Source organism: Vulcanisaeta sp. JCM 16161, from assembly GCF_001316285.1.
This window is the reverse complement of record NZ_BBDO01000010.1, coordinates 48,782-73,688: the sequence shown is the minus strand read 5'-3', so window position 1 is coordinate 73,688 and position 24,907 is coordinate 48,782. Positions and strand designations below refer to the sequence as shown.

At 46.5% G+C, this 24,907-nt stretch carries 42 protein-coding genes and 3 pseudogenes; 16 read left to right on the top strand and 29 right to left on the bottom strand.

Annotation, left to right across the window (positions count from 1 at the left end):
- Positions 1 to 24 precede the first annotated feature (24 nt).
- The 4 genes from JCM16161_RS12245 to JCM16161_RS18900 all read left to right on the top strand — a co-directional run bounded on the left by JCM16161_RS12245 (position 25) and on the right by JCM16161_RS18900 (position 1,673).
- Positions 25 to 345: a DUF86 domain-containing protein gene (locus JCM16161_RS12245; protein WP_054856014.1), complete on the top strand. Its 321-nt coding sequence runs from the start codon at positions 25 to 27 to the stop codon at positions 343 to 345.
- Positions 342 to 866: a nucleotidyltransferase domain-containing protein gene (locus JCM16161_RS12240; RefSeq protein WP_054856013.1), complete on the top strand. Its 525-nt coding sequence runs from the start codon at positions 342 to 344 to the stop codon at positions 864 to 866. Before JCM16161_RS12245 ends, JCM16161_RS12240 begins: the two co-directional genes overlap by 4 nt.
- Positions 867 to 1,036: 170 nt before the next feature.
- Positions 1,037 to 1,444 (top strand): hypothetical protein, encoded by a 408-nt coding sequence (locus JCM16161_RS12235; RefSeq protein ID WP_243671618.1) that lies wholly within the window; start codon positions 1,037 to 1,039, stop codon positions 1,442 to 1,444.
- Positions 1,445 to 1,526: 82 nt separating this feature from the next.
- Complete coding sequence (locus JCM16161_RS18900) at positions 1,527 to 1,673, top strand: hypothetical protein (protein ID WP_243671617.1); 147 nt, start codon at positions 1,527 to 1,529, stop codon at positions 1,671 to 1,673.
- A gap of 259 nt (positions 1,674 to 1,932) precedes the next feature.
- Here JCM16161_RS18900 and JCM16161_RS12230 read toward each other — a convergent pair.
- The 6 genes and pseudogenes from JCM16161_RS12230 to JCM16161_RS12210 all read right to left on the bottom strand — a co-directional run bounded on the left by JCM16161_RS12230 (position 1,933) and on the right by JCM16161_RS12210 (position 4,896).
- Positions 1,933 to 2,624, bottom strand: a pseudogene (locus JCM16161_RS12230) (purine-nucleoside phosphorylase).
- A 5-nt stretch (positions 2,625 to 2,629) separates the two neighbouring features.
- Positions 2,630 to 3,118: a DUF711 family protein gene (locus JCM16161_RS12225; protein WP_243671639.1), complete on the bottom strand. Its 489-nt coding sequence runs from the start codon at positions 3,116 to 3,118 to the stop codon at positions 2,630 to 2,632.
- Between the two features lie 162 nt (positions 3,119 to 3,280).
- Entirely contained in the window at positions 3,281 to 3,715 is a 435-nt protein-coding gene (locus tag JCM16161_RS12220; RefSeq protein ID WP_054856010.1) for a hypothetical protein, read from the bottom strand.
- A gap of 42 nt (positions 3,716 to 3,757) precedes the next feature.
- Complete coding sequence (locus JCM16161_RS18895; RefSeq protein WP_243671616.1) at positions 3,758 to 4,270, bottom strand: hypothetical protein; 513 nt, start codon at positions 4,268 to 4,270, stop codon at positions 3,758 to 3,760.
- Positions 4,210 to 4,680, bottom strand: coding sequence for a hypothetical protein (locus tag JCM16161_RS18890; RefSeq protein WP_243671615.1), 471 nt, complete (start codon positions 4,678 to 4,680; stop codon positions 4,210 to 4,212). The genes JCM16161_RS18895 and JCM16161_RS18890 overlap by 61 nt, the downstream gene beginning before the upstream one ends.
- 51 nt (positions 4,681 to 4,731) lie before the next feature.
- Positions 4,732 to 4,896 (bottom strand): 30S ribosomal protein S14, encoded by a 165-nt coding sequence (locus JCM16161_RS12210; RefSeq protein WP_013336226.1) that lies wholly within the window; start codon positions 4,894 to 4,896, stop codon positions 4,732 to 4,734.
- A gap of 130 nt (positions 4,897 to 5,026) precedes the next feature.
- Between JCM16161_RS12210 and JCM16161_RS18885 the strand changes: the two genes are divergently transcribed.
- Genes JCM16161_RS18885 through JCM16161_RS18875 form a run of 3 tightly spaced genes read left to right on the top strand, consistent with a single transcriptional unit; the run spans position 5,027 to position 5,866 of the window.
- Complete coding sequence (locus JCM16161_RS18885; RefSeq protein ID WP_243671614.1) at positions 5,027 to 5,176, top strand: hypothetical protein; 150 nt, start codon at positions 5,027 to 5,029, stop codon at positions 5,174 to 5,176.
- 2 nt (positions 5,177 to 5,178) lie between these two features.
- Entirely contained in the window at positions 5,179 to 5,361 is a 183-nt protein-coding gene (locus JCM16161_RS18880) for a hypothetical protein (protein ID WP_243671613.1), read from the top strand.
- Positions 5,333 to 5,866 (top strand): hypothetical protein, encoded by a 534-nt coding sequence (locus JCM16161_RS18875; RefSeq protein WP_243671612.1) that lies wholly within the window; start codon positions 5,333 to 5,335, stop codon positions 5,864 to 5,866. The genes JCM16161_RS18880 and JCM16161_RS18875 overlap by 29 nt, the downstream gene beginning before the upstream one ends.
- 157 nt (positions 5,867 to 6,023) lie before the next feature.
- Here the strand turns inward: JCM16161_RS18875 and JCM16161_RS12200 are convergent, their stop codons facing one another.
- From JCM16161_RS12200 to JCM16161_RS18830, 17 genes and pseudogenes are all read right to left on the bottom strand, one after another.
- Complete coding sequence (locus JCM16161_RS12200) at positions 6,024 to 6,278, bottom strand: hypothetical protein (RefSeq protein ID WP_054856009.1); 255 nt, start codon at positions 6,276 to 6,278, stop codon at positions 6,024 to 6,026.
- Positions 6,279 to 6,300: 22 nt separating this feature from the next.
- Positions 6,301 to 6,486 (bottom strand): hypothetical protein, encoded by a 186-nt coding sequence (locus tag JCM16161_RS12195; protein WP_243671611.1) that lies wholly within the window; start codon positions 6,484 to 6,486, stop codon positions 6,301 to 6,303.
- A gap of 22 nt (positions 6,487 to 6,508) precedes the next feature.
- Positions 6,509 to 6,655: a hypothetical protein gene (locus tag JCM16161_RS18870; protein ID WP_243671610.1), complete on the bottom strand. Its 147-nt coding sequence runs from the start codon at positions 6,653 to 6,655 to the stop codon at positions 6,509 to 6,511.
- Positions 6,656 to 6,677: 22 nt separating this feature from the next.
- On the bottom strand, positions 6,678 to 7,580 hold the full coding sequence (locus JCM16161_RS12190; protein ID WP_054856007.1) for a hypothetical protein: 903 nt from the start codon (positions 7,578 to 7,580) through the stop codon (positions 6,678 to 6,680).
- A gap of 155 nt (positions 7,581 to 7,735) precedes the next feature.
- The gene (locus tag JCM16161_RS18865) at positions 7,736 to 8,287 is read right to left on the bottom strand and encodes a hypothetical protein (protein WP_243671609.1); all 552 of its coding nucleotides are present in this window, start codon (positions 8,285 to 8,287) and stop codon (positions 7,736 to 7,738) included.
- Between the two features lie 20 nt (positions 8,288 to 8,307).
- Positions 8,308 to 8,517, bottom strand: a complete 210-nt coding sequence (locus JCM16161_RS18860) for a hypothetical protein (protein ID WP_243671608.1) — start codon at positions 8,515 to 8,517, stop codon at positions 8,308 to 8,310.
- A gap of 44 nt (positions 8,518 to 8,561) precedes the next feature.
- Complete coding sequence (locus JCM16161_RS18855) at positions 8,562 to 8,981, bottom strand: hypothetical protein (protein WP_243671607.1); 420 nt, start codon at positions 8,979 to 8,981, stop codon at positions 8,562 to 8,564.
- Between the two features lie 43 nt (positions 8,982 to 9,024).
- Positions 9,025 to 9,582: a peptidase M50 gene (locus tag JCM16161_RS12180; protein WP_243671606.1), complete on the bottom strand. Its 558-nt coding sequence runs from the start codon at positions 9,580 to 9,582 to the stop codon at positions 9,025 to 9,027.
- Positions 9,583 to 9,680: 98 nt separating this feature from the next.
- Entirely contained in the window at positions 9,681 to 10,643 is a 963-nt protein-coding gene (locus JCM16161_RS12175; RefSeq protein WP_054856006.1) for a dihydroorotate oxidase, read from the bottom strand.
- A gap of 75 nt (positions 10,644 to 10,718) precedes the next feature.
- On the bottom strand, positions 10,719 to 11,240 hold the full coding sequence (pyrE, locus tag JCM16161_RS12170; RefSeq protein ID WP_243671605.1) for an orotate phosphoribosyltransferase: 522 nt from the start codon (positions 11,238 to 11,240) through the stop codon (positions 10,719 to 10,721).
- Positions 11,240 to 11,717, bottom strand: a pseudogene (pyrI, locus tag JCM16161_RS12165) (aspartate carbamoyltransferase regulatory subunit). The gene pyrE and the pseudogene pyrI overlap by 1 nt, the downstream one beginning before the upstream one ends.
- Positions 11,714 to 12,640 carry an aspartate carbamoyltransferase gene (gene pyrB, locus JCM16161_RS12160; RefSeq protein ID WP_054856049.1) on the bottom strand — a complete coding sequence of 309 codons (927 nt, stop codon included), beginning with the start codon at positions 12,638 to 12,640 and terminating at the stop codon, positions 11,714 to 11,716. Before pyrB ends, pyrI begins: the two are co-directional and overlap by 4 nt.
- 68 nt (positions 12,641 to 12,708) lie before the next feature.
- The gene (locus JCM16161_RS18850) at positions 12,709 to 12,906 is read right to left on the bottom strand and encodes a hypothetical protein (protein WP_243671604.1); all 198 of its coding nucleotides are present in this window, start codon (positions 12,904 to 12,906) and stop codon (positions 12,709 to 12,711) included.
- A gap of 17 nt (positions 12,907 to 12,923) precedes the next feature.
- Positions 12,924 to 13,568, bottom strand: a complete 645-nt coding sequence (locus tag JCM16161_RS18845) for a hypothetical protein (RefSeq protein WP_243671603.1) — start codon at positions 13,566 to 13,568, stop codon at positions 12,924 to 12,926.
- Positions 13,559 to 13,702: a hypothetical protein gene (locus tag JCM16161_RS18840; RefSeq protein WP_243671602.1), complete on the bottom strand. Its 144-nt coding sequence runs from the start codon at positions 13,700 to 13,702 to the stop codon at positions 13,559 to 13,561. The genes JCM16161_RS18845 and JCM16161_RS18840 overlap by 10 nt, the downstream gene beginning before the upstream one ends.
- Entirely contained in the window at positions 13,699 to 14,121 is a 423-nt protein-coding gene (locus JCM16161_RS18835; protein ID WP_243671601.1) for a hypothetical protein, read from the bottom strand. Before JCM16161_RS18835 ends, JCM16161_RS18840 begins: the two co-directional genes overlap by 4 nt.
- Complete coding sequence (locus JCM16161_RS18830) at positions 14,061 to 14,987, bottom strand: hypothetical protein (protein ID WP_243671600.1); 927 nt, start codon at positions 14,985 to 14,987, stop codon at positions 14,061 to 14,063. The genes JCM16161_RS18835 and JCM16161_RS18830 overlap by 61 nt, the downstream gene beginning before the upstream one ends.
- A 155-nt stretch (positions 14,988 to 15,142) precedes the next feature.
- On the opposite strand from JCM16161_RS18830, the gene JCM16161_RS12150 reads away from it, so the two are divergent.
- The 3 genes and pseudogenes from JCM16161_RS12150 to JCM16161_RS12140 all read left to right on the top strand — a co-directional run bounded on the left by JCM16161_RS12150 (position 15,143) and on the right by JCM16161_RS12140 (position 18,458).
- Positions 15,143 to 16,246: an ABC transporter ATP-binding protein gene (locus tag JCM16161_RS12150; RefSeq protein ID WP_054856005.1), complete on the top strand. Its 1,104-nt coding sequence runs from the start codon at positions 15,143 to 15,145 to the stop codon at positions 16,244 to 16,246.
- A gap of 51 nt (positions 16,247 to 16,297) precedes the next feature.
- A pseudogene (gene ahcY, locus JCM16161_RS12145) lies at positions 16,298 to 17,613 on the top strand (adenosylhomocysteinase).
- A gap of 68 nt (positions 17,614 to 17,681) precedes the next feature.
- Positions 17,682 to 18,458, top strand: a complete 777-nt coding sequence (locus JCM16161_RS12140; protein WP_243671599.1) for a winged helix-turn-helix transcriptional regulator — start codon at positions 17,682 to 17,684, stop codon at positions 18,456 to 18,458.
- Between the two features lie 66 nt (positions 18,459 to 18,524).
- Here the strand turns inward: JCM16161_RS12140 and JCM16161_RS18825 are convergent, their stop codons facing one another.
- Both JCM16161_RS18825 and JCM16161_RS18820 read right to left on the bottom strand, forming a co-directional pair.
- Positions 18,525 to 18,677 (bottom strand): hypothetical protein, encoded by a 153-nt coding sequence (locus JCM16161_RS18825; RefSeq protein WP_243671598.1) that lies wholly within the window; start codon positions 18,675 to 18,677, stop codon positions 18,525 to 18,527.
- Positions 18,677 to 18,844: a hypothetical protein gene (locus JCM16161_RS18820; RefSeq protein WP_243671597.1), complete on the bottom strand. Its 168-nt coding sequence runs from the start codon at positions 18,842 to 18,844 to the stop codon at positions 18,677 to 18,679. Before JCM16161_RS18820 ends, JCM16161_RS18825 begins: the two co-directional genes overlap by 1 nt.
- Before the next feature lie 123 nt (positions 18,845 to 18,967).
- On the opposite strand from JCM16161_RS18820, the gene JCM16161_RS12130 reads away from it, so the two are divergent.
- The 3 genes from JCM16161_RS12130 to sucD all read left to right on the top strand — a co-directional run bounded on the left by JCM16161_RS12130 (position 18,968) and on the right by sucD (position 21,275).
- The gene (locus JCM16161_RS12130) at positions 18,968 to 19,204 is read left to right on the top strand and encodes a hypothetical protein (RefSeq protein ID WP_054856003.1); all 237 of its coding nucleotides are present in this window, start codon (positions 18,968 to 18,970) and stop codon (positions 19,202 to 19,204) included.
- 62 nt (positions 19,205 to 19,266) lie between these two features.
- Positions 19,267 to 20,391 (top strand): ADP-forming succinate--CoA ligase subunit beta, encoded by a 1,125-nt coding sequence (gene sucC / locus JCM16161_RS12125; protein WP_054856002.1) that lies wholly within the window; start codon positions 19,267 to 19,269, stop codon positions 20,389 to 20,391.
- A gap of 5 nt (positions 20,392 to 20,396) precedes the next feature.
- Positions 20,397 to 21,275: a succinate--CoA ligase subunit alpha gene (gene sucD, locus JCM16161_RS12120; RefSeq protein ID WP_054856048.1), complete on the top strand. Its 879-nt coding sequence runs from the start codon at positions 20,397 to 20,399 to the stop codon at positions 21,273 to 21,275.
- Between the two features lie 33 nt (positions 21,276 to 21,308).
- Here the strand turns inward: sucD and JCM16161_RS12115 are convergent, their stop codons facing one another.
- The 4 genes from JCM16161_RS12115 to JCM16161_RS18805 all read right to left on the bottom strand — a co-directional run bounded on the left by JCM16161_RS12115 (position 21,309) and on the right by JCM16161_RS18805 (position 22,550).
- Positions 21,309 to 21,728 carry a hypothetical protein gene (locus JCM16161_RS12115; RefSeq protein WP_054856001.1) on the bottom strand — a complete coding sequence of 140 codons (420 nt, stop codon included), beginning with the start codon at positions 21,726 to 21,728 and terminating at the stop codon, positions 21,309 to 21,311.
- A gap of 2 nt (positions 21,729 to 21,730) precedes the next feature.
- On the bottom strand, positions 21,731 to 21,907 hold the full coding sequence (locus JCM16161_RS18815) for a hypothetical protein (RefSeq protein WP_243671596.1): 177 nt from the start codon (positions 21,905 to 21,907) through the stop codon (positions 21,731 to 21,733).
- A gap of 168 nt (positions 21,908 to 22,075) precedes the next feature.
- Entirely contained in the window at positions 22,076 to 22,318 is a 243-nt protein-coding gene (locus tag JCM16161_RS18810; protein WP_243671595.1) for a 4Fe-4S binding protein, read from the bottom strand.
- A 67-nt stretch (positions 22,319 to 22,385) separates the two neighbouring features.
- Entirely contained in the window at positions 22,386 to 22,550 is a 165-nt protein-coding gene (locus JCM16161_RS18805; RefSeq protein WP_243671594.1) for a hypothetical protein, read from the bottom strand.
- Positions 22,551 to 22,713: 163 nt separating this feature from the next.
- Here JCM16161_RS18805 and JCM16161_RS12105 point away from each other — a divergent pair, with 163 nt between their 5' ends.
- The 3 genes from JCM16161_RS12105 to JCM16161_RS12095 all read left to right on the top strand — a co-directional run bounded on the left by JCM16161_RS12105 (position 22,714) and on the right by JCM16161_RS12095 (position 24,901).
- Positions 22,714 to 23,334, top strand: coding sequence for a hypothetical protein (locus JCM16161_RS12105; protein ID WP_054856000.1), 621 nt, complete (start codon positions 22,714 to 22,716; stop codon positions 23,332 to 23,334).
- 159 nt (positions 23,335 to 23,493) lie between these two features.
- Entirely contained in the window at positions 23,494 to 24,150 is a 657-nt protein-coding gene (locus JCM16161_RS12100) for a hypothetical protein (RefSeq protein ID WP_243671593.1), read from the top strand.
- A complete protein-coding gene (locus JCM16161_RS12095; RefSeq protein WP_054855998.1) occupies positions 24,143 to 24,901 on the top strand; it encodes a hypothetical protein in 759 nt (252 codons plus the stop codon). The genes JCM16161_RS12100 and JCM16161_RS12095 overlap by 8 nt, the downstream gene beginning before the upstream one ends.
- Positions 24,902 to 24,907: the final 6 nt, after the last annotated feature.

Sequence of the window (24,907 nt, the reverse complement as noted above, 5' to 3'; positions counted from 1 at the left end):
AGGAGTGCATATTGGCGTGGTAGTGTGATAATTAATGATAAGTTGGCGATGGCTAGGAGTTATGTAAATATTTTAAGATCGATTAGGGATAGAGCGAGGACTGTCGACGATTTGAGCAGGGATTTGGTGCTTAGGGGTGCCGTTGAGCGTTACTTGCACTTAGCCGTTGAATCCCTCATTGATGTTGGTATGAGGCTGTGTTCAATTCTTAATCTCAGTAAACCTGAGAGGTATAGGGATATTGCGAGGGTATTGGTGAACGCTAACGTCCTTAGTAATGAAACCGGTAGATTATTCGAGTTGTGGATTAGCTTTAGGAATGTGCTTGTCCACGCTATGCCGTGATAGATCCCGAGAGATTAATTGAGGCTTTGAGCGAGATTGATGAGTTAGATAGGGTAATTAATGAGATTAGTAGCTTCATTAGGGATAAGTCAATAGATCCCTTGGATAATCAACTCATCACCAATAATGAGGAATTGACAGATTTAATTAATAAAGCGAGGCGGGTATTAGAGGGGTTTGACTTCGTGCTGTTCGCATATGTATTTGGATCGAGGGCGATTGGTAAGGCACGTCCAGGGAGTGACCTTGATATTGCTGTATTCACGGGTAGGGAACTAAGCTGGAGGGAGCTCATGAGCATCATTATCGCTTTAGAGGATGCACTTGGGCTTAAGGTCGACCTTATCCACCTTAATAAGGCATCACCGTCGCTTACATATGAGGCCGTGAGCAGAGGTGTCCTAATCCTAGATAAGGATCCTGATAGGAGGATTGACTTTGAGGTTAGGACCATTAGGGAGTTCCTGGACCTCAAGCCGAGGCTTATCCAGTACTACAGCACATTACTTGGCCGCGGCTAACAAATAATAGTGCATTACTACTACAGGGAGAATTTTAAGTGAACGCTCAAGTAAAAAAATACCGTTTAAGGTATTAAGAGTGACGGTGATTATGCATAGCTCGCTCAAGGTGTGATTTTCAATATCACTTTTAATAATAGCGGGTTGGCATTGAGGTCGTGGCAACATACGTGAATAGCACAACGGTTTACTACGACATGATGTTCACGGCGTACGAGCCAAGTACATTACTAAGCACAATAAGTAACCCAATGCTAAGTATGGCTAGGTTGAACTATATGGTATTGAACCTGAACCTCACCAACACTTATCAATTAACAAAGGCATTAATTAAACCGCAGGTACCAACACCACCAGCACCCAGGTGGTGCTGGTGGGTCAATAAATCATCCTGGCAAACACCCATCATTAAGATACCAATAGCATGGGTCTACGATAATGTACCAAGCTACCTAATTTATTATCTAGCCATGGTAATGGTGACCCACTTGTTGCTGCCCTCCCGGTTAAGCATAGTAGTTCTTCGGGAAGTTATTTCTATTATCCGTTCATTCTCGGCTTCAACGTTACTAGGCTAGGTAGTTATTCAAGTGGTACGTCCATTTATGTCGATGGACCTGACGTTATCTTTAATCCACGTACACCAATTAATTCCTACAATTGGACGGCCTACGTTTCAATAGGCAATTCACCATTGTCAGTACCTGGTGGCGCCGTGACGGCTATCGTTTACAATTCCCAGGCTCGGTTGTTTGGAGCGGCACATTCACAATACCAACAAGTATCGATGGCGCACCACCTCATTAACCTGCCATTATCAGCATACCCTGGACAGTGTTTAACTACGGCGTACCCTACAATACGTACTATATTAAGCTTAATTATAACGCTACACCACGCCACAGGGCTCGATAAGGTATGGCTCATTAACTACGACAATAACGGTATACGCCGAACTCTAAAGCCGCGGTCCATGAGCATGAATTAATTAGACCATTTAAATACGCATCTTAAATCATTAATCCATTTTAGATACGTACTACCTACTTAATTGATATTAAGGCATTTAATACAGCCTTGCCAACCTGAGCACCGCATCCCTTAACTCGCCTGCCGTTAGGAACCTGCCCTCCCTACCCTCGGTTAGGTTATTACTCACTATGAGCACCGCTGCCGTCTTCACGTTCCTAATGAGGCCTAGGAGGAATAGTATTGCCGTCTCCATCTCAACGCCCAGGAACCCCCTCGAACCAAGTATGTTCACCAGGTCCTCCTCCGCGTAAAATGCATCACTACTATACACGGGGCCAACCCAAGCCCTCACACCAGTCGATTCAAGGCTCCTCACCAGCTCACTCATTAGTTGGTAATTGGGTATTGCTGGGTATGCTATGAAACTGCCCAGGTACTGCGTGTATATTCCTCCGTAGTTGTATGCCGAGCCTGTGGGCACGATAACATCGCCAATGCCTATCTCCCTCCTCAGGCTCCCGTGGTTCCAAGCCTAACGATGAGCCTGGCGCCCATGCTTATCAACTCCTCAATCACGATGGCGGCCGATGGGGCTCCAATTCCGTGGGTTGCCACGGTAATGTCGATACCATTGTACCTACCCGTGTATGTCATTAACCCCCTATTCTCATTAACGAGCCTCGCGCCGACGAGCAACCCACTTAATTGCCTCGCCCTCTCTGGGTCACCGACTATCACCACCCTCTCAGCAATATCCCCAGGACTAACCCTCAGGTGTATTGGCATGAGAATCACCTCATCACGTCAAGTACTGGCGTCTTACCAAAGTCCCCAAGATCAACCTCAGTCTCACCACCTGGGTATGGAATTAACCTAAGCCCAATCGACCTACGCTTAATACTGGCTATAGCATGTAAATCATTGATTAACCCATTAATGAGCGATAGTTGATTGCTTGGTATTGGTACCATGTCAACACCCGCCACGCAGGCCATGGTGTACTTAACGAGTTTGGAAAACGTGATTAAGCCCTCCCTAGCCCTAGCCTTAAGCTGCTCATCCTCAGCAAGCGGCAGCATTACCTCGTTAAATCCCGTAACCCTAAATTGACTGGATACCTCCCAAATGGCCTTGTTCAATCTATAAATAGCACTTAGTGTGCCGGGTCCGCCGAACCTAATCCTATAAATCCTCTCAATGGCGTTGACGACCGATTCTTCACCCCAGGGTGATAATGAGACGTCGATACCCAGGTAATCAACGCCTAATTCACCCGCAATCTCCTTACCAACGTCCTCGGCTGTCCTAAATACCCTGGTTAGGTCATTACTTAGATTACGCTCATTACTTAACTCACTTGGGTAGAGTATTGATAGGCTATGCCATGGCTATTGCAAGGTTTATTGAGTCTGGGTAGTATGGCGTGAGTATTGCGTCGCCAATCAGCGCGGCAATCCTCCTGGATAGAGCCATCGCCCTAACTCCACGAGCCTCCTAAGTACGTTTATGAAAAGCTCTGTGCTGTATCCGCTCAATTCCTTAAAATCACCAACCCAAATACTTAGGTAACTCCCCGACTTAAGAAATGCATCAACCACCCTATTTAACTCGAACCTTGAATCCATGGCTATATTGAGTGATGCATGTATGTACCCGAGGTCAAGGCTGATTCTGTTAATAGTTGTCGATAATTCCTCGAAGTCCCAGGACGGGTCTGTGAAGGGCAGTGTAACCCTCCAGGTCCTTACCTCAATACCTCTCCTACTACTAACATTGCTTATCGCATTACGTAGCTTAATCAATTCCTGCCTAAGCTCATCGGCATTAACCCTGCCACCCTCCACGGGGTAAAACAACGTAACTGCGCGGATAATCATTAACTCAGTAGTGGCTTATTCTCATTTAAGTATTGTCATTAATTAGTAATAATATGTTAGGTAGTGATTGTGCTCGTTAATAAACGAACCCCTCGCATACGCATTGCATATACCCTTCAATGGGCACTTATCGCATTGTGGCTTGTCCCTAATACATACAGTCCTCCCAAACCTCCATAGGAAGTCGTCCAACGCTATTGGGTCCAACTTCCCGATCCTAATCACTGCATCCCAGGCATCACGGACTGTTAGCCTAAGCTCAACGTCAAGCTCCCTACTAAAGTGCATGTCACGTCTCATTAACTCGAGAACCCAGTCCTCAAGCTTGACAATGCCAAGCCTATAGGCAATTCTCGTGAGGTGATTATCGATTGGTAGCTTAATTTCCTGCGGCTTAACCTTTAGTAACCCACGCAACACCAAGAACTTAATCAATAGGTATGCCTTCTTCCTTACGGGATCCTCGTAGGCCGCCATGCCAGATAACCTATCAATCAACTCCTCAACACCTGAAACGTGGAAGAACCTAATAGTTGTCCCATAATTCCTAAGCACATAGAACCCACATCCCTAAGCAGGTAGGCCCTAACCCCATAATCCCAAACAGGTCCATAATCACCAACGAGCCAATCCCTAACCACCGCGGGATCAAGCCTCCTTAGGTTAGCTGGGCTAAAGAAGGAACTATCCCTATTAAACATCTCCATACCAAGTCTCCAGAGCAGGTCGGAGCCCGTAAAAACATCGTCGCCAACCCGCCTTGTGAATTGCCTATCCCCAATATTCGTCCTATGATCGATAGCTACCATTGCCAGGAAGTAATTATACGTGGCCTCGATATCGGCATCCTTGGGCGGGTAAAACCTTGGGTCAAAGGCGTCAGACCTGCGTAGGTCTAGCGATGCCAAGGTCCTGGCTACCTCAATAATCTTGTCCAGACTTAGTGTTGCGGGTATTCTAGCCATAATTTACTAAGCATACCTTGTGCTTATAATCCCTACGTGATTGCGAAACACTCAGTAATATTTCCTAAACCCTAGCTGTGGTGCCACCTCCCTGAAGCACCTCCTGCATAGGTAGAGCCCGTACTTCCTAATGACAGCCTCGTGAGTACCACACCTTTGACACCTAATGACAGCCCTCCCGTACTTACGCTCCTTTGGTGGCTTAATCTTCGCCATTCACGTACCCGAAAGAAGACCCAGTTAAAAGTATTTTTGCCCGTGAAAAATTAATAATGGGTCATTAATTACCCAATTTAGATGGTAATAACCATAGTTAGTACGGTGGAATTACCCGAGAGCTAGGGAGATGTTGAGGAATTACAACGTTGAACTCTATGAACTACCGAAGCTAGGTAAGGATGACCAGTTAAATGCGTTGTCCAAAGCCGAAATACTGATGTGTTGGTGCGGTAAGGAATTCGACCTAGTTAGTAATATCAAATCCATGCCGAGCTAAGGGTGATACAGACGTTCTCCGCGGGCGTTGACCACCTACCATTCACCGCAATACCAGACAACGTAGAGATCTACAGCAATGCGGGGGCTTACTCAATACCCGTTGCTGAGCATGCGTGGGCCATGATACTGACCCTAGCCAAGGGATTGCATAAGCGTGCTAAACGCCAGGGAGTACCTAAGTAATGAGTTAACGAGTCCGCGCAAAATCAGCGAATCAACACTACTCGTCCTCGGTACTGGCGGTATTGGTAGGGAGATTGCGAGGATTGGTAAGGAGGGTTTCAGGACTTACAATATCGGTATTAATAGAAGCGGTAAGCCAGCCGAGTACTTCGATGAGGTCCACCCAACAAGTAGGTTACTCGATGCATTGCCAAGGGCCGACATAGTGGCAATAGCGTTACCGCTGAATAAGCATACGAGGGGCTTAATCGGCGAGAGGGAGCTTAGGGCATTAAAGCATGGCGCCATTGTCGTAAATGTCGGCCGTGGTGACGTGGTCAGGGAGGAGGATCTGTATAGGGTTCTTAAGGAAAGGCGGGACATTAGGTTTGGCACTGACGTGTGGTGGGTGCATGATGGGCGTGAGGAAATACCACCGAGAACACCATTGACTGCCTTGCCTAATTTCCTGGGTACACCGCACATTGCTGGTGGGGCTCAAAGGGAGATAGCTGAGAATGCATGATTAGGGCTGTGGAGAACGTCATTAGGTACGTCAGGGAGAGACCCCTATGAATAAGGTCAATAGGGATGACTACGTTTAGGCCATGCCTAAATCAATAAATTGCTTAGCCCTCACTTAGAAATTTCTAAATGGCTATCAACGTGCATCGCCGTAATACCTACTCCTCCCAGTACTCACCATAGCCAATCACTACGCCTAGGTAGTCATAGATTAAGCCCCTCCTAACCGCCTCCTCGTAAATCCTCCAGATGCGTTTTGTGGAAACAAGACCCACATAGAAGCCCTCCTTCTCGAGTTCCTCACGGACCTTGTCAGGGAAGTCTATAGGCTTTATAAAGGGTTCCCTGGAGAACACCCTAAGCATTGCATTTAGTATATCATTATTGTGTGGGTACGGCTTCTTCCTGACCATGACCCATCATTGGTCAAATTCCTCAAAGATTTAATAATTTCTTATAAAATTCGCGGTCATGGACCATGTAGTAGATGAATAATAGCAGGTATATGAGCGGTGCCACGTTTACGTAATTAATTGATGATTTCATGAACGACCCATTACTTTCACCGATTAGTCTTATCGTGGTCCTATTGATCATGAATAATGCCTTGGTATATACCATGTTATAATTTGTTATAAAGTAATTACCGTGGGTATTTACTATCGCCGTAATCACTATATTTACCTAGGAATACATAGTTATAACTATTGAGGGTGCAGGTGAGTAGGAAACCGTTTGGTACTGGCATGTAGTTGCTTACCGATAATGCAGGTATATAAGTCCACGACACTTCATTAGCCTGATAATGGTTTTTACAGCCGAACCTGATAAGTCACTTGCGTGGTGCCAAGTGGGTTAAGTGGGGTTGGTGGCATTTGATATGGTATGGAGTACATGGTCTTGCTTGTGCTTCCTGGCGCTACCGTTATTAAGTCTGAGCAGGAATTTGTCATTACATCAACCCTGATGTAGTAGGGTTGAGGAACAACCGAGATGAAACCGAGTATAGTTATGGAGTTAGGTACGTATGTTTTATTCGTGACGCCTATATCTACTAATGAATAGTTTAGGAGTGCCATGTACTCCATTGGATGCTCGCTACCGAGGACGAGGCCAGTCACCGGATCTAGCCCACTGTATTGTGGGTTTAGCACTACGAGTGACGGCACAATCAAAAGGGTTATTAACGAAATAATTATTGACCAAGCAACTATCCTAATTGCGTGCATCTTCGTGAAGTCACTGGGCTTATTATCCCTTAGGTTCATGTTAGGCATTAGCCATGCAATAAGGAGTAGTATGTATGATACAATCATTATTATGGCGCCAATTATGACTATATAAAGCACCGCACCAAACATTAGCGCAATACCTGCATACCTATGTAACTTACTCAGCCCGTTAATCGCGTGGTATAGGTAGTACGAGAACGCAATTAATAACGGCCACGCGGCGGTAATTAATGCGTACACCAGTGCCACCTGGTTTGATGGATATCTAAGCCATAGCGGCATACTTGAAGATAGATTCATGATTACGGAGTATGGGTTAACAGTGACCTTAATGGCACCATAAACCTCAAGCAGTATGGTGGTTGCCACGTAATTAAATGCGATTATCGTTATCATGATCATTAACGCTATTTTAACATCATTAAACCGCCCCACTAAACCAAGCTTTCTAAAGACGTAAAGTAACGCTATCAAGCCGAGCATCGTAAGTGCCTCATGGCCAGGAAACTTAATTGAACCTATTATTAATAGAGTGGCTGATAATATACCGACTAGTCTTATAGTTAATAAGTTGAGATAATTCCTTAGCCATTATTAGCGTGTAGTGCTGAGTTCTTAAATCCCTTATTTCATAATGGTCATAGTTTATCCTGCTCGTAATCCCTAAGGAGGAATGCCCTCGCTAATTCCTTACCGAGGTACATGGCGTGTGAGTAATTCGTGAAGTGATTACTATTCTTAAGCACATTATACGCCTCCTCAAGCGACTTAAACGAGAACCTCCTGTGTAATGCGTTTGTGATTGGTAACCTATGCTCAACAACCACGGAATCACCCTCCCTCATCACTAGGAAGTTGCCCCTTGGATCCTCCACAAATTCCATAAATACACCTGAGTTCCTTTTCACGAACTCCTCAGCCCTACTGATGTCCCTGGCGTATATCCTGGCTGAGAAGGGTATTAACGCGATGGAACCCACACTGTACCAGGCATTGAACTCCCCATTCAACGCCTCAACAACCCTCTTCGCCAGTGACCACCACCTATACAACTGCCTGCACCAATCATTAAGCACATCAACGCTCCTCAGGTAAACCAATTGATTATAGTAATCCCCGCTTATGACCCCCTGGACCAGGTAATCACCACCATAGTAAACAGCACCCACCGAGTATGGGTTTATCCTCAACTCATTGATTATGGCATTAACTAACTCGCAGGTGGTTCAAAGCCCCTAAGCCCGGCCTCACTAAGTCTCCTGAACGGGTGTGGCTTGCCCGTCGAATCAATGACCACGAATGGCGATAATAACTCCCTATAATCACCCTTATCAAAACCGTAATTAAGCACCAGGTCGACAAGCTTAACCCAAGACCTGTAGGTATCCCTCTCGTAAATGAAGCCACCAACAAGCGGCAACACCCAACCACCGCCACGCTCACTCTCATTAAACTCAACATTGATTAATGCCTAACAGGCCTACGCCCTGGCCTATAACTCTCGTGAACGACCTTAATTAATGCATTTACATCACGCTCCCTAAACGCCCCCCTTAGGTCTACCACCCTCACTGTGGACCTAACACTATCCGCAACGTCCTTACTCACCATTAGTACGTCCAGCGCCCCATCCCTGAAAAACCTAATTAGTAAGTCACCGACACCATTATAATCAAGGCCGAAGACTATCAGCGTGTCAATCCAATTAAACCTTGATAATGTGGCTACCATGTAATTAATGCCGACTGGTGTGTATAGATTACCAATGATCCCAACAAGATTAATTGAATCACCCAATAACCCCTTTACCTGGTTGATACTGCTCCAAAGAGTTACTATGGCTATGTTGGAATCCTCATTAATTACCTCATAACTAAACCTCACAGGTGCCACAGTAATGGGCTAAGTTATAATCCTTGCCATGACGTTATAGTATGAAACTCGGTATTAGTAATGCAATGGATATTACAAAGGCTATGACCCAAACCCTAACATCCCTCCTGAACACCCTGAATCCATCAAGCATTATACCCGGCAAAGCCAGTGGTAGCATGTTGAAGAAGCCCAGCCACGCATTGGTTGCGTATATAATGTTGGCATAGTAGGAAAATGGACCGGGCAATAACAGCCAAAGCGGTAGGAAAACCGCGGCAAACGCCATGTTTGTGGCTGGGCCGGCAAGCGCTATCTTTAACTCATCCCTCCTTGATGGATAACCCCAAACCTTTGGACCAATAACAGTGGCGCCGGGCGTGGCTATTATGAAGAACCTGGTCAATGCCGTAACGAGGGCCAGTAACAAGCCAATCCACCAAGCCCTGAAGTAGGCTATGTAACCCAACCTCCTAGCCACCTCCCTATGCATTAATTCATGGCCGAGGAAACCAGTCAGTACTGCAATGAACGTGGCTACTAAGCCGGCGAGACTAAGTAATGTATTAAAGAGTAGGGCGAAGGCTATGGTCATCGCAATTAACGCAATCACGATATCCCTAACCTCATGCCTATAAGGCTAAACGGCACTCCATAACCACCACCCCAATAATGATTAAGGCTCATCGAAACGTGGTGACTAAGTAATTATTAAAGCCTTTCACTCAGACTCATCAATACCTCTTTAAACAACCTATTAAACACGAAGGGACCCTCGTATGCGAATGCCGTAACCACACCAACCATGTCCGCACCACTCCTCATTAAATCGATCACTTGCCACCCGTGAAAGACGCCGCCAAGCCCAATGACTGGGTTCCTAAAGCCCCACCTTCTAACCTTACTAATTAACGACCTAACAATCTGGTAAATTGGGTAACCACTTAATCCACCATAACCAACGGAAATCCCAGGCTCCCTAATTGGCAGGGTATTGGCTATCGTCAACCCAAACCCACGCTTACCAGCCATGTTCACCACCCACCTGTAGAACTCAATATCAACCCCAAGGGGCAGTTTTACGAACAACGTACCTGGAAATGCCTCAACACCCCTAAGCAATTCACCTAGATACTCCCTATCTGATATCCATGAGCCACGGTAAGTAGGGCTACTAATATTCAACTCCACGGCGTCCACGCCGTAACCCCTTAATTTATTAAGCATGTACATAAACTCGCCGATTGAGAACCCCGCCAGGCTAATAATTACGTAAGTACGAAGCCTGCGCAGTCTATTGAGAATGCTCGGTAATCGACTCATGAAGTCTATGAAGCCCCTCGATGGTAAACCCATGGCATTAACCATGGCCTTAAGACCGGGGTACTTAACAATGCGTGGCCTGGGGTTGCCAGGGCGTGGCCTAAGCGTGATTGAGCCAATGGTTATGAAGCCAACGCCTACCCGCGCAATCTGTGGTGCCAGAAATCCGTCCTTGTCAATACCTGCACCAAGCCCCAGGGGATTCTTAATTAACTTACCATCTACCTCAATCGGCATTTCGATTTCATAATGACGGTAATTAACAATACCACTCCTAATAAGTGCATGTGATGTCTCGTAAGTGAACTCAGGGGGCAGGTAATTAAGTAGCTTAAATACCTGAGCCAGCACGTGTGCTCACCAGGTAATTGATTATTGAATTACGTAACTCATCACTGATTAACCCATTCTTAACGAGGGCATTAATCACCTCTGTAATCCGAAGTAGGGCAGCGGCGTTAACGCCCTCTCTCCTGATTGCATCAAGCCCGCCCTGCTCCCTATCAATGAAGGCTGCCGCCACAACCACATCGCCACCGTGGCTCCTAACAGCCTAATAGCCCTGATTATTGATCCTCCCGTGGTCACCACATCATCGATCACGGCAACCCTCATACCCTGCCTTAAATCACCCTCGATAAGCCTCGCCGTACCGTGTTCCTTAGCCTCCTTCCTAACGTATATCATGCCCTTACCGAGTTCGTAAGCAACCATTGAGGCCCAGGGTATACCAGCCGTTTCTATACCCGCCACAACATCGATGTTAAAGCTTGATAGTAAACCTGCCATTGACTTAACCAACTGCCTATAAATGTCTGGGTGCGTTATTACAAGCCTTAAGTCGATATAGAATGGGCTTTCAATACCACTGGTTAATTTGAATCGTCCAAACTTAATTGCGCCTATCCTGTAGAGACTTATTGCCAAGTCATCGCTCAACATCGCCATCACGCCAGTCCAAAGTATTTCTCGATGTCGCTAAGTTCATGTATCGTGCCGCAGTAATCGCATACAAGCTTTAATGGTTCCCTAGACAGTACCGGAACCTACTCCTCACGGGCTCCCTCTGCTGATTCGTTATACACCTCGGGTTCTTGCACTTAAGTAATCCCTCAATAACGTCCGGTATCGCCACCTTAAACTTACTAACGACCTCATAATCCCTGATTATATTCACCGTAGCGGTAGGCGCGACAAGAGCCACCAGGTTGAGCTCATCCTTAGTTAATTCCCTACCCTCGATCTTAACAATGTCCTTAGTACCCAGCTTCCTACTCTCCACATTCATAACAAGTGCCACCCTAAATCCCTCACGACCTGTTATACCCAGTAGCCGAAGCACGAGCAGGCCCTACCGGCTGGTATGTGGTCGATCACCACGCCATCCCTAATCTTACTAATTATCAACTCCCTCTTACTACTCATGACTTGTCACCCGCAAGCACTAGCTTTAATAAGGCCATGCGCAGGGGAACGCCTAGGCTAGCTTGTTTGAAGTACCTGGCCTGAGGCATGTTATCAACGGCGAAGTCAACCTCATCAACCCTGGGCAGCGGATGGAGGATTATTAGGCTTGGCTTACCCCTCTCAATCAACTTAGGCGTAACCTTATAAGCGCCCTTAACCCTCTCATACTCCATTGGGTCAGGGAACCTCTCCCTCTGGATCCTAACGACATATAGCACGTCCAAATCACCGATCACGTTGTACGGGTCATCGGTCCAGTCATACTTCATGTTCCTCGAATTCATGAACTCAATGAGCTCCTGCCTAGGCCTCAGTAGCTCCGGTGATATTAAGTGAAGCCTAACCCTGTAGTAGGACAGGGCCTGAATAAGCGAGTTAACGACTCTAGCATACCTAAGGTCACCGAGAATCCCAATTGACAAGCCATCAATCACCTTAAACTCCCGCCAAATCGTGTACAGATCAAGCATTGCCTGCGTTGGGTGGTTCTGCGAACCATCACCAGCATTAATAACCGGCGACTCAGCAACCTCAGCCGCAAACTTAGCAGCACCCTCGAGACTATGCCTAATCACTATGGCGTTTGCATATGCGTCAAGCATCCTAATGGTATCGGCGAGGTTCTCACCTTTAGCCATCGACGTTGCCTCAGTACCGCTGAAGCCAATTACCCTACCACCAAGCCTGAGCATGGCGGTCTCAAAGCTAAGCCTAGTCCTGGTGCTCGGCTCAAAGAATGCTAGAGCAAGAACCTTATCATTAAGGATATCAAGCCTGGACTTGGCGTACTTCTCCATATTAACAGCCTCAGAAAACAAAGTCTCAAAATCCTCCCTATCAAAATCCAACACGCTTATTACATCCCGATTAAACCAGCCCAAGGAACCCACCAAGACATCAACAGCTAATTTAATAAAGGTTTCTTCGAAGAAATAGGCGGAAATACTTATTACGGGCCTAATACCTTAATGACGAACTTACCACTGTGCACAACCCTAATAACACTACTTGGCATTACTTCGTACTTGCAGCCATCGCATTGAATTTCCCTGGGGATTATTGGTGAGTCGATTAGTACTTCATATTGCCCATCCCCAATGGGCCTACTTGGACCTTCATAATTAATCATAAGCTCCTTACCACTCATTACTGCCTTTACGTTATTTACAAGCCATGTACCGTCAGTATATTACTCGCTGTAATCCCACGCCTCAGTAGATCCACCGGCGTGCCCCTAATCAGTATTGGTGCTTCGAACAAGTCATTTATTATTAAGTCCCTAATGAGCATTATGAAGTCCGCCGCAGCCCAACCATGCGGTGCATCACCCTGCCCACCCCCCTCGGTTATTATTGATATTCCCTCGGCCCAGCCGTAGGTTGGCGATGCGTGATTAACAATCCACGTTAAGTACCTACCCACCCGCTCCCTATCACCAAGTATAGCCCAGGAATGCGCCAGATTCATCGTTAAGTAACTACCGTAGGTACCCCACTGGTGGGTGTTCATTATTCCACCGTTCAATCCATACAACTCCTCAGTGGCCTCGAGCGTTCTCCTGACCAATGGATTATCGAGTGGTAACGCCATTGTAGGCCACACAACCGCTATGACCCTAGTCATTGCCGAATCAGCGACCCTCTCCGGCGCAGGCACCATGTACTCAACGCCGAGTCTCGCCCTAACAACATTTACCGAGTTAACCAGGGCATCCACGAACTCCCCATATAGCTTCTCAACCCATTCATAATCCTCATGACCCATATCCCTAAGCACCCTGCCCAGTTCCCTCAACCCGGCTATGGCCACATATCGTCCCAGTAGTGGTGGTCCATGGGCCCCGTATCCTCGGCAGACCAGGACGGTGGTAATAAACCCCTTATTGACTCATCGCCAGTCACCTCCCTATTCGTCTCTAACCACTCAACCCCACGCCTAATCATTGGTACCACCTCCTCAACGCATCGTAATCCCTCGTTAACTGCACATACTTACTCACAGCCCATAAGACCTGCCCATTGGCATCATACTCCCTCACCTCGAAATCCACGGCCTTGAAATAACCACTTGCGTCAACCCTCCTGAGCAGTTCCTCAACAACTGCCCTGCCCATGTCCGTTAAGTTCGACATTGTGAGAGCCGTGGCCATGTACGAGCCATCCCTTATCCAGAAGAGGTGATATATCAATGGGCCCGGCGTTATTTTACCCCCATCCCAAAGCATTACCAGGTTTGCGATTGATTGACGGAGGATGTCACCAATGGCGCTATTGCCTATTGACGCTGAGAACGATCTTTCATTTATTGAGTCCCAATTACGTAATTCCGCAACCACGTCATAATCACCGACCGCCTTGACCAAGGCCTATTATGCGGGGTATTCCTGAGCGGGTCCATTGGCGCCTTAATCCTGAGCCTCCACTCACTATTTGCATCAATAACGGCATTAAAGCCAAGGGCTGCGTGAGCCCATCCTAACTCGTCATTAACGTAAAGCTCGCCGTTAAGCCTGCCAAGGGCTGCGTCCTCACTTGCATCCCTATTCACGTCGTATGAACCAAACTGTGCCGGTTCCCTATCAGCAGTCAGCACCAACTCCCCCTCCACCGTTATGAACCAGCCATCACCCTCAATGCCCGCACTCCTAACCTCAACCATATGATCTACGTTGTACGGCCTAGTAACGAGGTAAACAATGTAATTACCTGGCAATCCAGTAAGCCTAAGGTCCGTAATTAACACGTCAACCCCCGATTTATTGGCAACGGTTGACCTGGCAATGATCCTCGCAATACCCAGGTCCCACTCATTAATTATCACTGGGTAACCAGGTTTCTCGAGGTATTGCCTAAATGAACCATGAAGCCCCGGAGTATATAATCTCGAACCATCGTAAATCCACACCTCAAACGCGGCGTTCCTCCGCGTTACGAAGAGCATCGCGGGATCTATTACGGCCTCATTAATGCCCTGTACAGTGCCGATCATCCCCCAATCCTTGAAATGAATATTTCTAAACGGCATCAACTGGGCAGGTTCAAAACCCCTACCCATGGGTTCCAACTGTTGCCTTAGCCACCTTGGCCAGGCCCAATGGGGCTTCCTGTAATATAGGCCCATTATGAACATTGAACTTCCGAATCCATTTATGGCCGACTCAACGAACTTATCCACATCCCTACCCCACATCCTTGCTGCATATTCTAATCGCTTACTGACGTTGCTCATCCTAACTCAGTACGTACTCATTTTAAGGCGTTTTAATAGATTCCCTATGCGGTATGTCGTGGTGAGTTAACCCATTACTGAAGTTAATACTTGTTATACCCGGTCTTATTGGAAAAGTTTATTTTTGTTCAAATAGCTAGTAGTGTTGTAGGGGCATGGTGAGGGTTTACCTGCATGAGGTTACGAAGATCTTTGGAAAGAGCGTAGTTGCATTAGACAAGGTGGAGCTTGAGGTTAAATCTGGCGAGTTCATGGTTGTGATGGGGCCATCTGGCCATGGAAAAACAACACTTCTCAGGGTTGTGGCTGGTCTTGAGGAGCCAACGGATGGTGAGGTCTGGATTGGCGATACACTCGTTGCATCACCAAAGAAGGGGATCTTCATACCGCCAAAGGATAGGAACGTGGGCATGGTATTCCAAAACTGGGCCCTCTACCCGCACATGAAGGTCTTTGATAACATAGCCTTCCCACTCAGGATTAAGAAGCTTCCGAAGAACGAGATTGAGAAGAGGGTCAGGGAGATAGCCGAGGTACTCGGCATTGCCGAAACGCTGGATAGGTACCCAAGGCAACTATCCGGTGGCCAACAACAGAGGGTTGCAATTGCGAGGGCATTGGTTAAGGAGCCACAGGTGCTCCTCATGGATGAGCCATTCAGTAACCTTGATGCTAGGATTAGGGTTACGGCCAGGGCATTCGTGAAGGATATCCAGAGGAAGCTTGGGATAACCACAATACTCGTGACCCACGACCCAGCCGACGCACTGACGCTGGCCGATAGAATAGCAGTGCTTAGAAGGGGGGTTATTCAGCAGATAGGCTTGCCCAACGAGATTTATGATAGGCCGGCCAACGTATTTGTGGCGAACTTCATAGGCGATATAAACCTATTTGATGGCTCAATAGTTGGTAAGGGCAATGAGACGTACTTCGATGGAGGTGACGTGAAGGTTCAGTTACCGCCGAACATAGGCGTACAGAGTAATGAGAGTGTAATCCTCGGTATAAGGCCTGAGGACGTGATATTATCTAAGGAGGTCATTAATAATGATGACTTGACATACGTAGGCAAGGGGGTTGTGGAGATCTCGGAGTTCGCTGGTGGTAAGTTCAACGTAATGGTTAAGCTGCAAAGCACGGAAATAAAGGTTGTCTCATCAACGAGTTTTGGACTTGGTGAACCAGTGCATGTTTACTTCAATTCGCGTAAGATAAAGATATTCGATAAACAAACAGAGAAATTACTATACGGTTGATAACCTTTTGTTAAAATTTTAATACTTCAGTGAGTCAACGCATTGACCTGAATGGCGTATAAGGTTAAGGACATATCACTCGCTGAGAGGGGACGCCTACTCATTGAATGGGCCGAGAGGCACATGCCGGTTTTGATGAAGATTAGGGAGAGGTTCATTAAGGAGAAGCCTCTCGAGGGTATTAAGGTCTCGGCTAGTCTGCACGTGACTAAGGAAACCGCAGTATTGGTCAGGACATTAGTCGCTGGTGGGGCTACGGTAACCCTGGTACCCTCAAACCCACTCTCAACACAGGATGAGGTGGCTGCCGCACTGGCTGAGGAGGGCGTGCATGTATATGCATGGAAGGGCATGAATGAGAGGGAGTACTATAACGCGATTGGCTTTGCGATTTCTCAGGAACCCGTGGTTACGATGGATGACGGCGCGGACCTAACGGTGACCTTTCATAAGTTAGCCCTTGGCGTTAAGAGTAACGAGGTGAGTTACGCATTGGAGACAGCCGGTGACAGGGACTTCGCTAAATTAATAAGTGGCGTTTACGGTGGTACTGAGGAAACGAGACGGGTGTCATTAGGCTGAGGGCGATGGCCAGGGAGGGAACTCTTAGGTACCCAATAATTGCCGTTAACGACTCATACACTAAGTACCTATTCGATAATAGGTATGGGACTGGTCAATCCACCTGGGATGGGATATTAAGGGCCACGAACATTTTAGTCGCTGGTAAGGTCGTCGTTGTCGCGGGCTATGGTTGGGTTGGCCGTGGAATAGCCATGAGGGCTAAAGGACTTGGTGCGCGTAGGGTCATAGTCACTGAGGTGAACCCTGTAAGGGCACTTGAGGCGGTCTTTGACGGATTTGAGGTCATGCCCATGAGCGAGGCCGCGGAGGTTGGCGACATATTCATAACGGCCACCGGCGACATAAATGCAATAACCCTGGACCACATACTCAGGATGAAGGACGGTGCCGTGTTAGCTAATGCCGGTCACTTCAACGTAGAGATTGACGTGGCCAGTCTCGAGAGGGTTGCGGCTGAGAAGAGGAGGATTAGGGACTATGTTGTTGAGTATAAGCTACCAAACGGTAAGCGAGTCTACCTACTTGCTGAGGGTAGGCTCGTTAATTTAGTAGCCGCTGAGGGCCACCCAAGCGAGGTTATGGACATGTCCTTCAGCAACCAGGCACTTGCCGTTGAGTACATAGTCAAGAATAGGGGCAAGCTACAGCTTGGTGTTCATAAGCTACCTGACGAGCTTGACATGGAGGTTGCAAGGCTTAAACTCGAGACCATGGGCATAAGGATCGACCAACTAACCGAGGAGCAGAAACGCTACATAAGTAGTTGGGGCCTTGGTACATAAATAGGGAAACTTTTATAAGATGCGTAATCATCAAAAATCGTTAATTAAACATGGTAATTACGCCATTAATGCTGATCTGGATAATAACGCTATATAGTAACGGTACATCAACCGTTAGCCTAAATACCACGTTGACCGGCGAGTTCGTGACCCTTCAATTACCCGTCCAACCGCAGTCATACATCATGGTCCTCGTCAATGGATCTGCAACTGCATACATGATCAACGGCACATCAATAATAATACCTGTCCTAGGCACTGCTAATGTATCCATAATGTATGTACCAAGGGTATTCGTTGAGAATAACTTTGTCGGCATTAACGTGGGTAACTCCACCGTTGAGATCATAATACCCAATGACATACTCATAGCCAACATAACGCTGTCATTAATTAGCATGAGCATGGTAAATAATGAGTTAATAATAACGGCGAGGGGGCCCGGTGAATTCCTATACACAATAATGCCTACATCCACGGCTAAGCACGCGCCAATAACAGTGCCACGCATTATTAATTACGAGTATCTTGCAATGATAATCGTCATCATAATAGTGATTATGGCATTCGCATTATATACCTTGATAGCGAGGCGGGGAAAATCGCCGAAGGAGGAATCCACGCCTCAAACATCGCTAAACCTCAATGACTATGAATTATCGATACTGAGGTACTTGAGGTCCAGGGGCGGCTCTGCCTTCGAAATCGACATTTCCAGGGACTTGGGTATACCGAGGACTACCGTGTGGAGGAGCATCAGGAGACTTGAGGGCCTTGGCCTTGTTAGGATTACTAAGGTTGAGGGTAAGAACATGGTCACATTAATCAGGGATTTACAGCCTTAACGGCCCTAACCACTTCGAGAAATGACGAGAGCATGTTCTTAAGCAACTCATTGTTAACTTCCTGGATCAATTCGCCGAAGTCCCTGACCCATGACTCATCACCCTAATGAGCAGGGCTGACGCGGTAATTAACGACTGCGTTAGGCCCGATAAATCCCCATCATTCACAGCCACTCTTAATAACTCAATTGGGTTTGTGACCAAGGCTTCATTATTCATCAGCTTAAGAAGACCAAGCTTAGGCAGTACAGTGCGTGAAGGAGTGATGCACGCTTGAGGGTATCGCCTGTTAATTCTGTTGATTCTGAGACTGTGTACGTGAATTCCTCATGCAGGAGTTCGGCTGTTGATGATACGTAATCCCTATTACCCGCTTTAAACGCCATTAATAATGCATTGACTATCTCATTAACCTTAACTCCTTTATTAACTCATTCATTGAGTCCATGCAAATTAATGAAGTTTTGAGGTAAAATAAAAATTAGGCTGGCAATGGTTAATGCATAGCCATGGAGAGACTTGAGGACTTAATTAAGGGGTATGTCGTTAGGTATATGGACCCCAACAGGTTTGGCGGTAAGGTATTTGTCATACATGGTAAAGATGCCCTTGAATTCACGGATTTAAATAAGGCGAGAAGCACCGCTCTTTCGATGCCTGGTATCTCCATAATTATTGCCGTACCGAAGAGGGATGAGGTTGATGAGGCATTCATGAGGTTCATGAGGTTGGTTAGGGAATCTTAATTCCTAGTTACGTCTATAAATAATGTAAATGCTTAAATTAAGGCTAGTTTGCATAGTTTAACGTGAGACTCCTCGAGTATAAGGGTAAGGAATTACTAAATAAGTATGGCGTTAAGATACCCAGGGGTGCCATAGTAAAGAGCCTTGACGACATAGACATACTCAACACTCTCAAGTTCCCATTATTCGCTAAGGCCCAGGTACCCTTCGCAGGTAGGGCTAAGATGGGCTTGGTGAGAAGGGTCGATACAATTAAGGATGCCGAGAACGCCGCAAGGGATTACCTGGGCAAGGTTATTCAGGACTACCCAATTAGAAAGGTGCTTTTTGAGGAGGGGGTTAACGTGGCCAAGGAGCTTTACGTATCAATAACCCTGGACAGGGAAAATAGGGGCTACCTAATGCTTGCGTCTACGGAGGGTGGCATCGATATTGAGGAGGTTGCCAGAAGAAGCCCTGAGAAGATAGTTAGGCTTTACATTGATGATTATGAGGGACTTAGGGACTACATGATTAGGGGAGTGGCTCAAAAGCTTGGTTTGGAGGGCTCTGCCGCCCAGGACTTCGTGACGGTGGCCAGGGCCATGTATAGGGTTTTCACAGAGTATGACTCTGAGCTTGTGGAGATAAATCCATTGGCATTAACAACTGATGGTCAGTTGGTGGCGTTGGATGTTAAGGTGATGATTGATGATAACTCGCTCTATAGGCATCCCGACATTAGCGTTGAGGATAGTGACTACACAACTGAGGAGCTCGAGGCTAGGAAGTATGGGTTACATTACGTGGAGTTGACCGGCTACGTGGGGATTATGGCCAATGGCGCTGGCTTAACGATGGCAACGATGGACCTGGTTAAGGAGTTCGGCCATGAACCAGCCGACTTCCTCGATGTTGGTGGTGGAGCTAGTAAGGACTCGGTTAGGGAGGGATTGAAGATGCTGCTAACGGACGATAGGATAAAGGCCGTTTTAATAAACATATTTGGCGGAATAACAAGGTGTGATGAGGTTGCCAGGGGGGTTGTTGAGGCTCTGAATGAGGTTAAGACGAACAAGCCAATATTCATTAGGTTAAAGGGCACTAATGAGGAGGAGGGCAGGAGGATACTGGCTGAGATAGGGCTTAAAACCTATGAAACTGCGGAGGAGGCGATGGATGCATTATCAAAGGCGCTGGCGAGGTGATGGACATGGCCATACTCGTAAATGAGAATACGAAGGTCCTGGTCCAGGGAATAACGGGTAGGGAGGGCTCAAGGCACACGCAGTACATGCTTCAGTATGGCACTAAGGTACTCGCAGGTGTAACACCGGGTAAGGGTGGCCAGACGGTTCACGGAGTGCCTGTTTTCGACACCGTGGAGGAGGCACTGAGGAAGTTCCCTGACATAAACACCTCAATAATCTTCGTACCAGCCCAATTCGCGGCTGACTCCGTATATGAGGCAATTGACGCAGGTATTAAGTTAATCGTGATAATCACCGAGCACATACCAATACATGATGCCCTAAGATTCGTGAACTACGCAAAGAGGAGGGGCGTGACCATAATAGGGCCTAACTGCCCAGGGGTTGTAAGCCCACTGAGGTCTAAGGTCGGGATACTGCCAAACCACATATACACGAAGTCTGGGCCCGTTGGTATCGTATCGAGGAGTGGAACGCTGACCTACGAAATATCCTACCACCTAACCCAGGCGGGTATTGGACAGTCAACGGTGGTGGGTATTGGCGGAGACCCAATAATTGGGACGGACATGCTTGAGGTCGTGAAGATGTTCGAGGAGGACCCAGAGACGAAGTACATAGTAGTCATTGGCGAGATAGGCGGCACAATGGAGGAGAGGCTCGCCCAGTACATAGGGTCTGGGAAGGTCACAAAACCCGTGGTGGCATACATATCGGGTAGGACAGCACCACCAGGTAAGAGGATGGGCCATGCAGGGGCCATAGTTAGCATGGGCATGGGCTCCTACGAAAGCAAGGTTAAGGCATTCCAGGAGGTTAATGTACCCGTCGCCAAGACACCCACCGAAGTCGTTAAACTAATCAAACAATACATACGTTAAAGCACAACCTAAAAATTGCTAAAATAAAATTAACTAAGTTGAATCGTTATTATTAACGTGAAGATCAATGTAATCATTCAGAAGAATCTTAACAAGACCCTCATTAATTATAGTACTAATCAACTCGAGATATGCGTCGGCGGGCGTTACAGACTTAATGGTGATACCCAACGACCTGCTAATACTTTTAATATTATTGGTGCATTCCTGGAGTAATGGGCACCTTGGGCAGGCCCTTGGTGACTCCTTACCATTAATAATTACAAGCCCAGCCCTCTGATCGACAATCGCCCCCTTATCGTTGAGAACCTCGAGAACCGCGTAGTCACCGAGCTCCCTAACCCTGTAGACTAGGAATATCGTGGCCGCCAGGTAATAACCACCATCCTTCCTAACCAACCAACCATGCCTAATGAGGGCGTTTAGGTACCTGAAAACCTTAGCCCTGGGCATGTTCAACCTCCTAATAAGCTCCGTAGGCTGGCCACGCCGAAGGCGATTAGCTTGAGGAGCTTAGCCCTATCAAGCTGAACGCCGAAGTCAAAGTTATACTCACTGAGTATGCGAATACCGCCACTAATGACGCTGGGGAACTTGGGTACCCTAATACCAACCCTAACCTTAATACTCATCAATAGCCATAGTAAAAACAGGTATTAACCAATTACTCTCCAGACCAGGGCAAAGCACTGATTATGTCGATGATGACTCGGCCGCGGCGGTAGCACCACCGGATTGCTCAATGACCTTATCAAGCTCCTCAATCCTCTTCCTGATTTCATCCTTAGGCAGTGCAATCTTCAATAACTTACCATCCTAATCTCATACTTAATAACCCTCTCAGACTCGTCATAAACATACTCAGGGGGTCTAGACATATCCTCAGGCTTAAACTTAACCTCATCAAAATCAACATAGGCAATATCGTGAATAGGCGTTGGTATTAAAGCACCGACTGGGCACGCATCAACACAGAAGTGGCACAGTATACACTCCGTATACCTAATACCCGGGTAGAACTTACCATTCGGGGCCCTATACATTTGGATGGCATTGACCGGGCAAGCCATGCACATTGGAAACAGCTTATGCACTTCCTAATGTCCAGCATTATCCAACCCCTAAACCTCTCGGTACCCACCTAATCTCGCGCGGGTATTGTATCGTGAGTCTATTCGGTTCCACAGCCTCCTTAAAGCCCGTGATTAATGCCTTCGCATGGTAAATTATGTCTTCGGCAAGCGTTCCCTTCGGTGGCTTAATCTTAATGACCATTGATGATGAGTAATGATAGCACTAATTAAAGCTTTAACCCATAATCAAAAGTATTAATCGTTCATCTCATTTATAACTACTCAATTAATATATGAAGGCTTCTGCTTTAAATTGAAAGAAAAAAAAGTTTAAAAACTGAATATGCATGAGAAATAAATTGAATATGAGAAATATAATGTTAAACATAAGGAATAAGAGACTTGCCATACTAACGTTAATAGCGCTGGCTGCTGTTGCAACAATAGCGTTGGCTGACGTAATATTCGTATATACAGGTACTGTTAACGTAAAACCAATGAGCACTTCACCGTTGGTCTTCGCAACAGGTCCAAACGCTGGACCAACAAATACTGCCGCTGAACCGTTCATAAACTTTACAGGAACAAATAGTGGCTTCACGGTCAGCTTGGTAATAACCAATAGCTCCGCTGTCTATTATTACGAGGCTGGTCAATTAACGGTTAATACCGCCGGTTACCTATATGTAACCGGCGTATCAAGTTCGGGCACAGCAGCCGTTAGCTCAATGACGATCTACATAGCGCCACAAGCAAGCCCTAACAACCCGACGTGCACGATAGTATTAACATACTCAACTACATCAAGTAGTTGGACATGGACTGTTAATGGGGCCTCAACAGGCACATGCAGCCTAGGCTCAGGCACATATTACATACATCTGTATGTATCACCGAACCTACCAGTGACCAGTTCATCCACCGAGTCAATAACTGTGAACTTCGGCTATAACACGGTGAGTGGCACAGCCATACCTATACCGTGAGGTGATTAATTTGTGGCTTTAAACACCCCCTTTAAAATCACAATTCTTATCTCCATCTTAACCCTTATCCTCTCCCTAATCCTGATATGGGGCACGGCTAAATCAGCCATGAGCCTAATTCACTATTACGTATTAAGCGACACTCCATACATAAAGGTAGTGTCCCTGAACGTGACCTCCAATGGCGTGATCATAAGGCTAGCCGTAGTAAATAATGGTAACTTAACCTTCAGACCCTCCGGTGGTTGGGTTGAGGTCGTTGAAACAGGGCAATATGGTAATATAACCCTTATGAACGGCTCCCTAGTTGTTGAGCTACCCTTGACACCGCAGTGGGTCGGCCTTAGTAATGCTGGTATTAAGGGTTTAGTTAGGGGTTATCTTAACGGTAATCCCGCCTACATAGCCTTCTTTGACGTTGCGCCCGTCCATGTGGTAAATAGGGTTTACATAATTGGGTTCAATTACAGTAATTGCGTAATTACGATAGAGCTGGGTATTAATACGGTAGTTCCCGTAATAATAAATTCCGTAACAAATATGAGTCTATTCACGCACACAAACCCAGGCTATTACCTGTTTAATGACATTGGGTCTACGATTATTAATACCTACGTGACTGCCGGGGATCATATCATTAATTTAACAATACCCATCAAACCAAGTAGTAATACTTATGTGTACGCATGTAGCCTCAACGAAATGCTCAGCAGCGGTTATGTACTTTATATGCCCATGAAGATCACGTATATATACCCAGGCAAAAACGTTACAATTAATCAATTAATGGTAAAGGTGATTCAGCCGGGTGGTTAGCATGAGGCTTGAAGTCTTACTACAATTACTGCTTGCCGTAGTCTTTGTGGTTACGTGGTTCTTTATGCCAGCCTATGGAATTTATGGTAGGGATTATTCAATAGCCTTAATGCCCTGGGGCTATTTGGTGGACTTCTTCGGCTTAAATTACGTTGCTCCACCACCGACCGTATTCGCTGTGTGGCTCTTCGCATTAGATGCTGGTTTAATACCGGTTATTTGGCGTAGGACAAGGTACCCGCTCTATCTCTCGGCCTTCTTCGCAGTACTCTCACTAATGATGCTACTGGACACAATATTATTTCAACAGAGGTACCTACAGGTTAAAGGCTATGCGGTGTTCCCAACCCCAAATGGTTACTTATACGTATATTTACTGCATACATCAGTGCTTGGCCTGCCCACGTACATACTCCTGGCCCTGGCTATATTATCAGTATTTAATATGGCCACTGGGGCTAAGTGGCTTGATGTTGATGTGATGTTAATCATTAGGCGTAGATATGTATTGCATCGTGATGCACTAAGTACGGTTGAGCTCATGCTCAGAAGGATTAACATTAAGTATGTTAGGTACGATAACGAGATTAGGGTAGGCAATGTCGCATTAATTAAAGATGGAGACAACTTAATAATTCGCAAAGACTCGAGTACAGAAGCCGTTGGTATTGAAAATGCGATTCTAGAGCTCATTAAGGCCGGGTTTAGCCAAGTGATTACTGAGGGGACGATTGATTATGAGGGTGAGTAATACAAT

What these genes read in the sequence shown, in the direction of transcription:
- JCM16161_RS18810 (WP_243671595.1), bottom strand. Translation starts at nt 22,318, where the DNA reads ATGTATAGGGCCCCGAATGGTAAGTTCTACCCGGGTATTAGGTATACG.
- JCM16161_RS12115 (WP_054856001.1), bottom strand. Translation starts at nt 21,728, where the DNA reads ATGCCCAGGGCTAAGGTTTTCAGGTACCTAAACGCCCTCATTAGGCAT.
- JCM16161_RS18885 (WP_243671614.1), top strand. Translation starts at nt 5,027, where the DNA reads ATGTTGAGGAATTACAACGTTGAACTCTATGAACTACCGAAGCTAGGT.
- JCM16161_RS18830 (WP_243671600.1), bottom strand. Translation starts at nt 14,987, where the DNA reads ATGAGCAACGTCAGTAAGCGATTAGAATATGCAGCAAGGATGTGGGGT.
- JCM16161_RS12130 (WP_054856003.1), top strand. Translation starts at nt 18,968, where the DNA reads ATGGAGAGACTTGAGGACTTAATTAAGGGGTATGTCGTTAGGTATATG.
- JCM16161_RS18815 (WP_243671596.1), bottom strand. Translation starts at nt 21,907, where the DNA reads ATGAGTATTAAGGTTAGGGTTGGTATTAGGGTACCCAAGTTCCCCAGC.
- pyrE (WP_243671605.1), bottom strand. Translation starts at nt 11,240, where the DNA reads ATGGCGATGTTGAGCGATGACTTGGCAATAAGTCTCTACAGGATAGGC.
- JCM16161_RS18825 (WP_243671598.1), bottom strand. Translation starts at nt 18,677, where the DNA reads ATGAATAATGAAGCCTTGGTCACAAACCCAATTGAGTTATTAAGAGTG.
- JCM16161_RS12195 (WP_243671611.1), bottom strand. Translation starts at nt 6,486, where the DNA reads ATGGTATATACCAAGGCATTATTCATGATCAATAGGACCACGATAAGA.
- JCM16161_RS12210 (WP_013336226.1), bottom strand. Translation starts at nt 4,896, where the DNA reads ATGGCGAAGATTAAGCCACCAAAGGAGCGTAAGTACGGGAGGGCTGTC.
- JCM16161_RS12190 (WP_054856007.1), bottom strand. Translation starts at nt 7,580, where the DNA reads ATGCTCGGCTTGATAGCGTTACTTTACGTCTTTAGAAAGCTTGGTTTA.
- JCM16161_RS12105 (WP_054856000.1), top strand. Translation starts at nt 22,714, where the DNA reads ATGAGAAATATAATGTTAAACATAAGGAATAAGAGACTTGCCATACTA.
- JCM16161_RS18840 (WP_243671602.1), bottom strand. Translation starts at nt 13,702, where the DNA reads ATGATTAGGCGTGGGGTTGAGTGGTTAGAGACGAATAGGGAGGTGACT.
- JCM16161_RS18890 (WP_243671615.1), bottom strand. Translation starts at nt 4,680, where the DNA reads ATGGCTAGAATACCCGCAACACTAAGTCTGGACAAGATTATTGAGGTA.
- JCM16161_RS12200 (WP_054856009.1), bottom strand. Translation starts at nt 6,278, where the DNA reads ATGGTCAGGAAGAAGCCGTACCCACACAATAATGATATACTAAATGCA.
- JCM16161_RS18805 (WP_243671594.1), bottom strand. Translation starts at nt 22,550, where the DNA reads ATGGTCATTAAGATTAAGCCACCGAAGGGAACGCTTGCCGAAGACATA.
- JCM16161_RS12140 (WP_243671599.1), top strand. Translation starts at nt 17,682, where the DNA reads ATGCTGATCTGGATAATAACGCTATATAGTAACGGTACATCAACCGTT.
- JCM16161_RS12150 (WP_054856005.1), top strand. Translation starts at nt 15,143, where the DNA reads ATGGTGAGGGTTTACCTGCATGAGGTTACGAAGATCTTTGGAAAGAGC.
- JCM16161_RS12220 (WP_054856010.1), bottom strand. Translation starts at nt 3,715, where the DNA reads ATGATTATCCGCGCAGTTACGTTGTTTTACCCCGTGGAGGGTGGCAGG.
- sucD (WP_054856048.1), top strand. Translation starts at nt 20,397, where the DNA reads ATGGCCATACTCGTAAATGAGAATACGAAGGTCCTGGTCCAGGGAATA.
- JCM16161_RS18850 (WP_243671604.1), bottom strand. Translation starts at nt 12,906, where the DNA reads ATGAGTGGTAAGGAGCTTATGATTAATTATGAAGGTCCAAGTAGGCCC.
- JCM16161_RS18820 (WP_243671597.1), bottom strand. Translation starts at nt 18,844, where the DNA reads ATGGCGTTTAAAGCGGGTAATAGGGATTACGTATCATCAACAGCCGAA.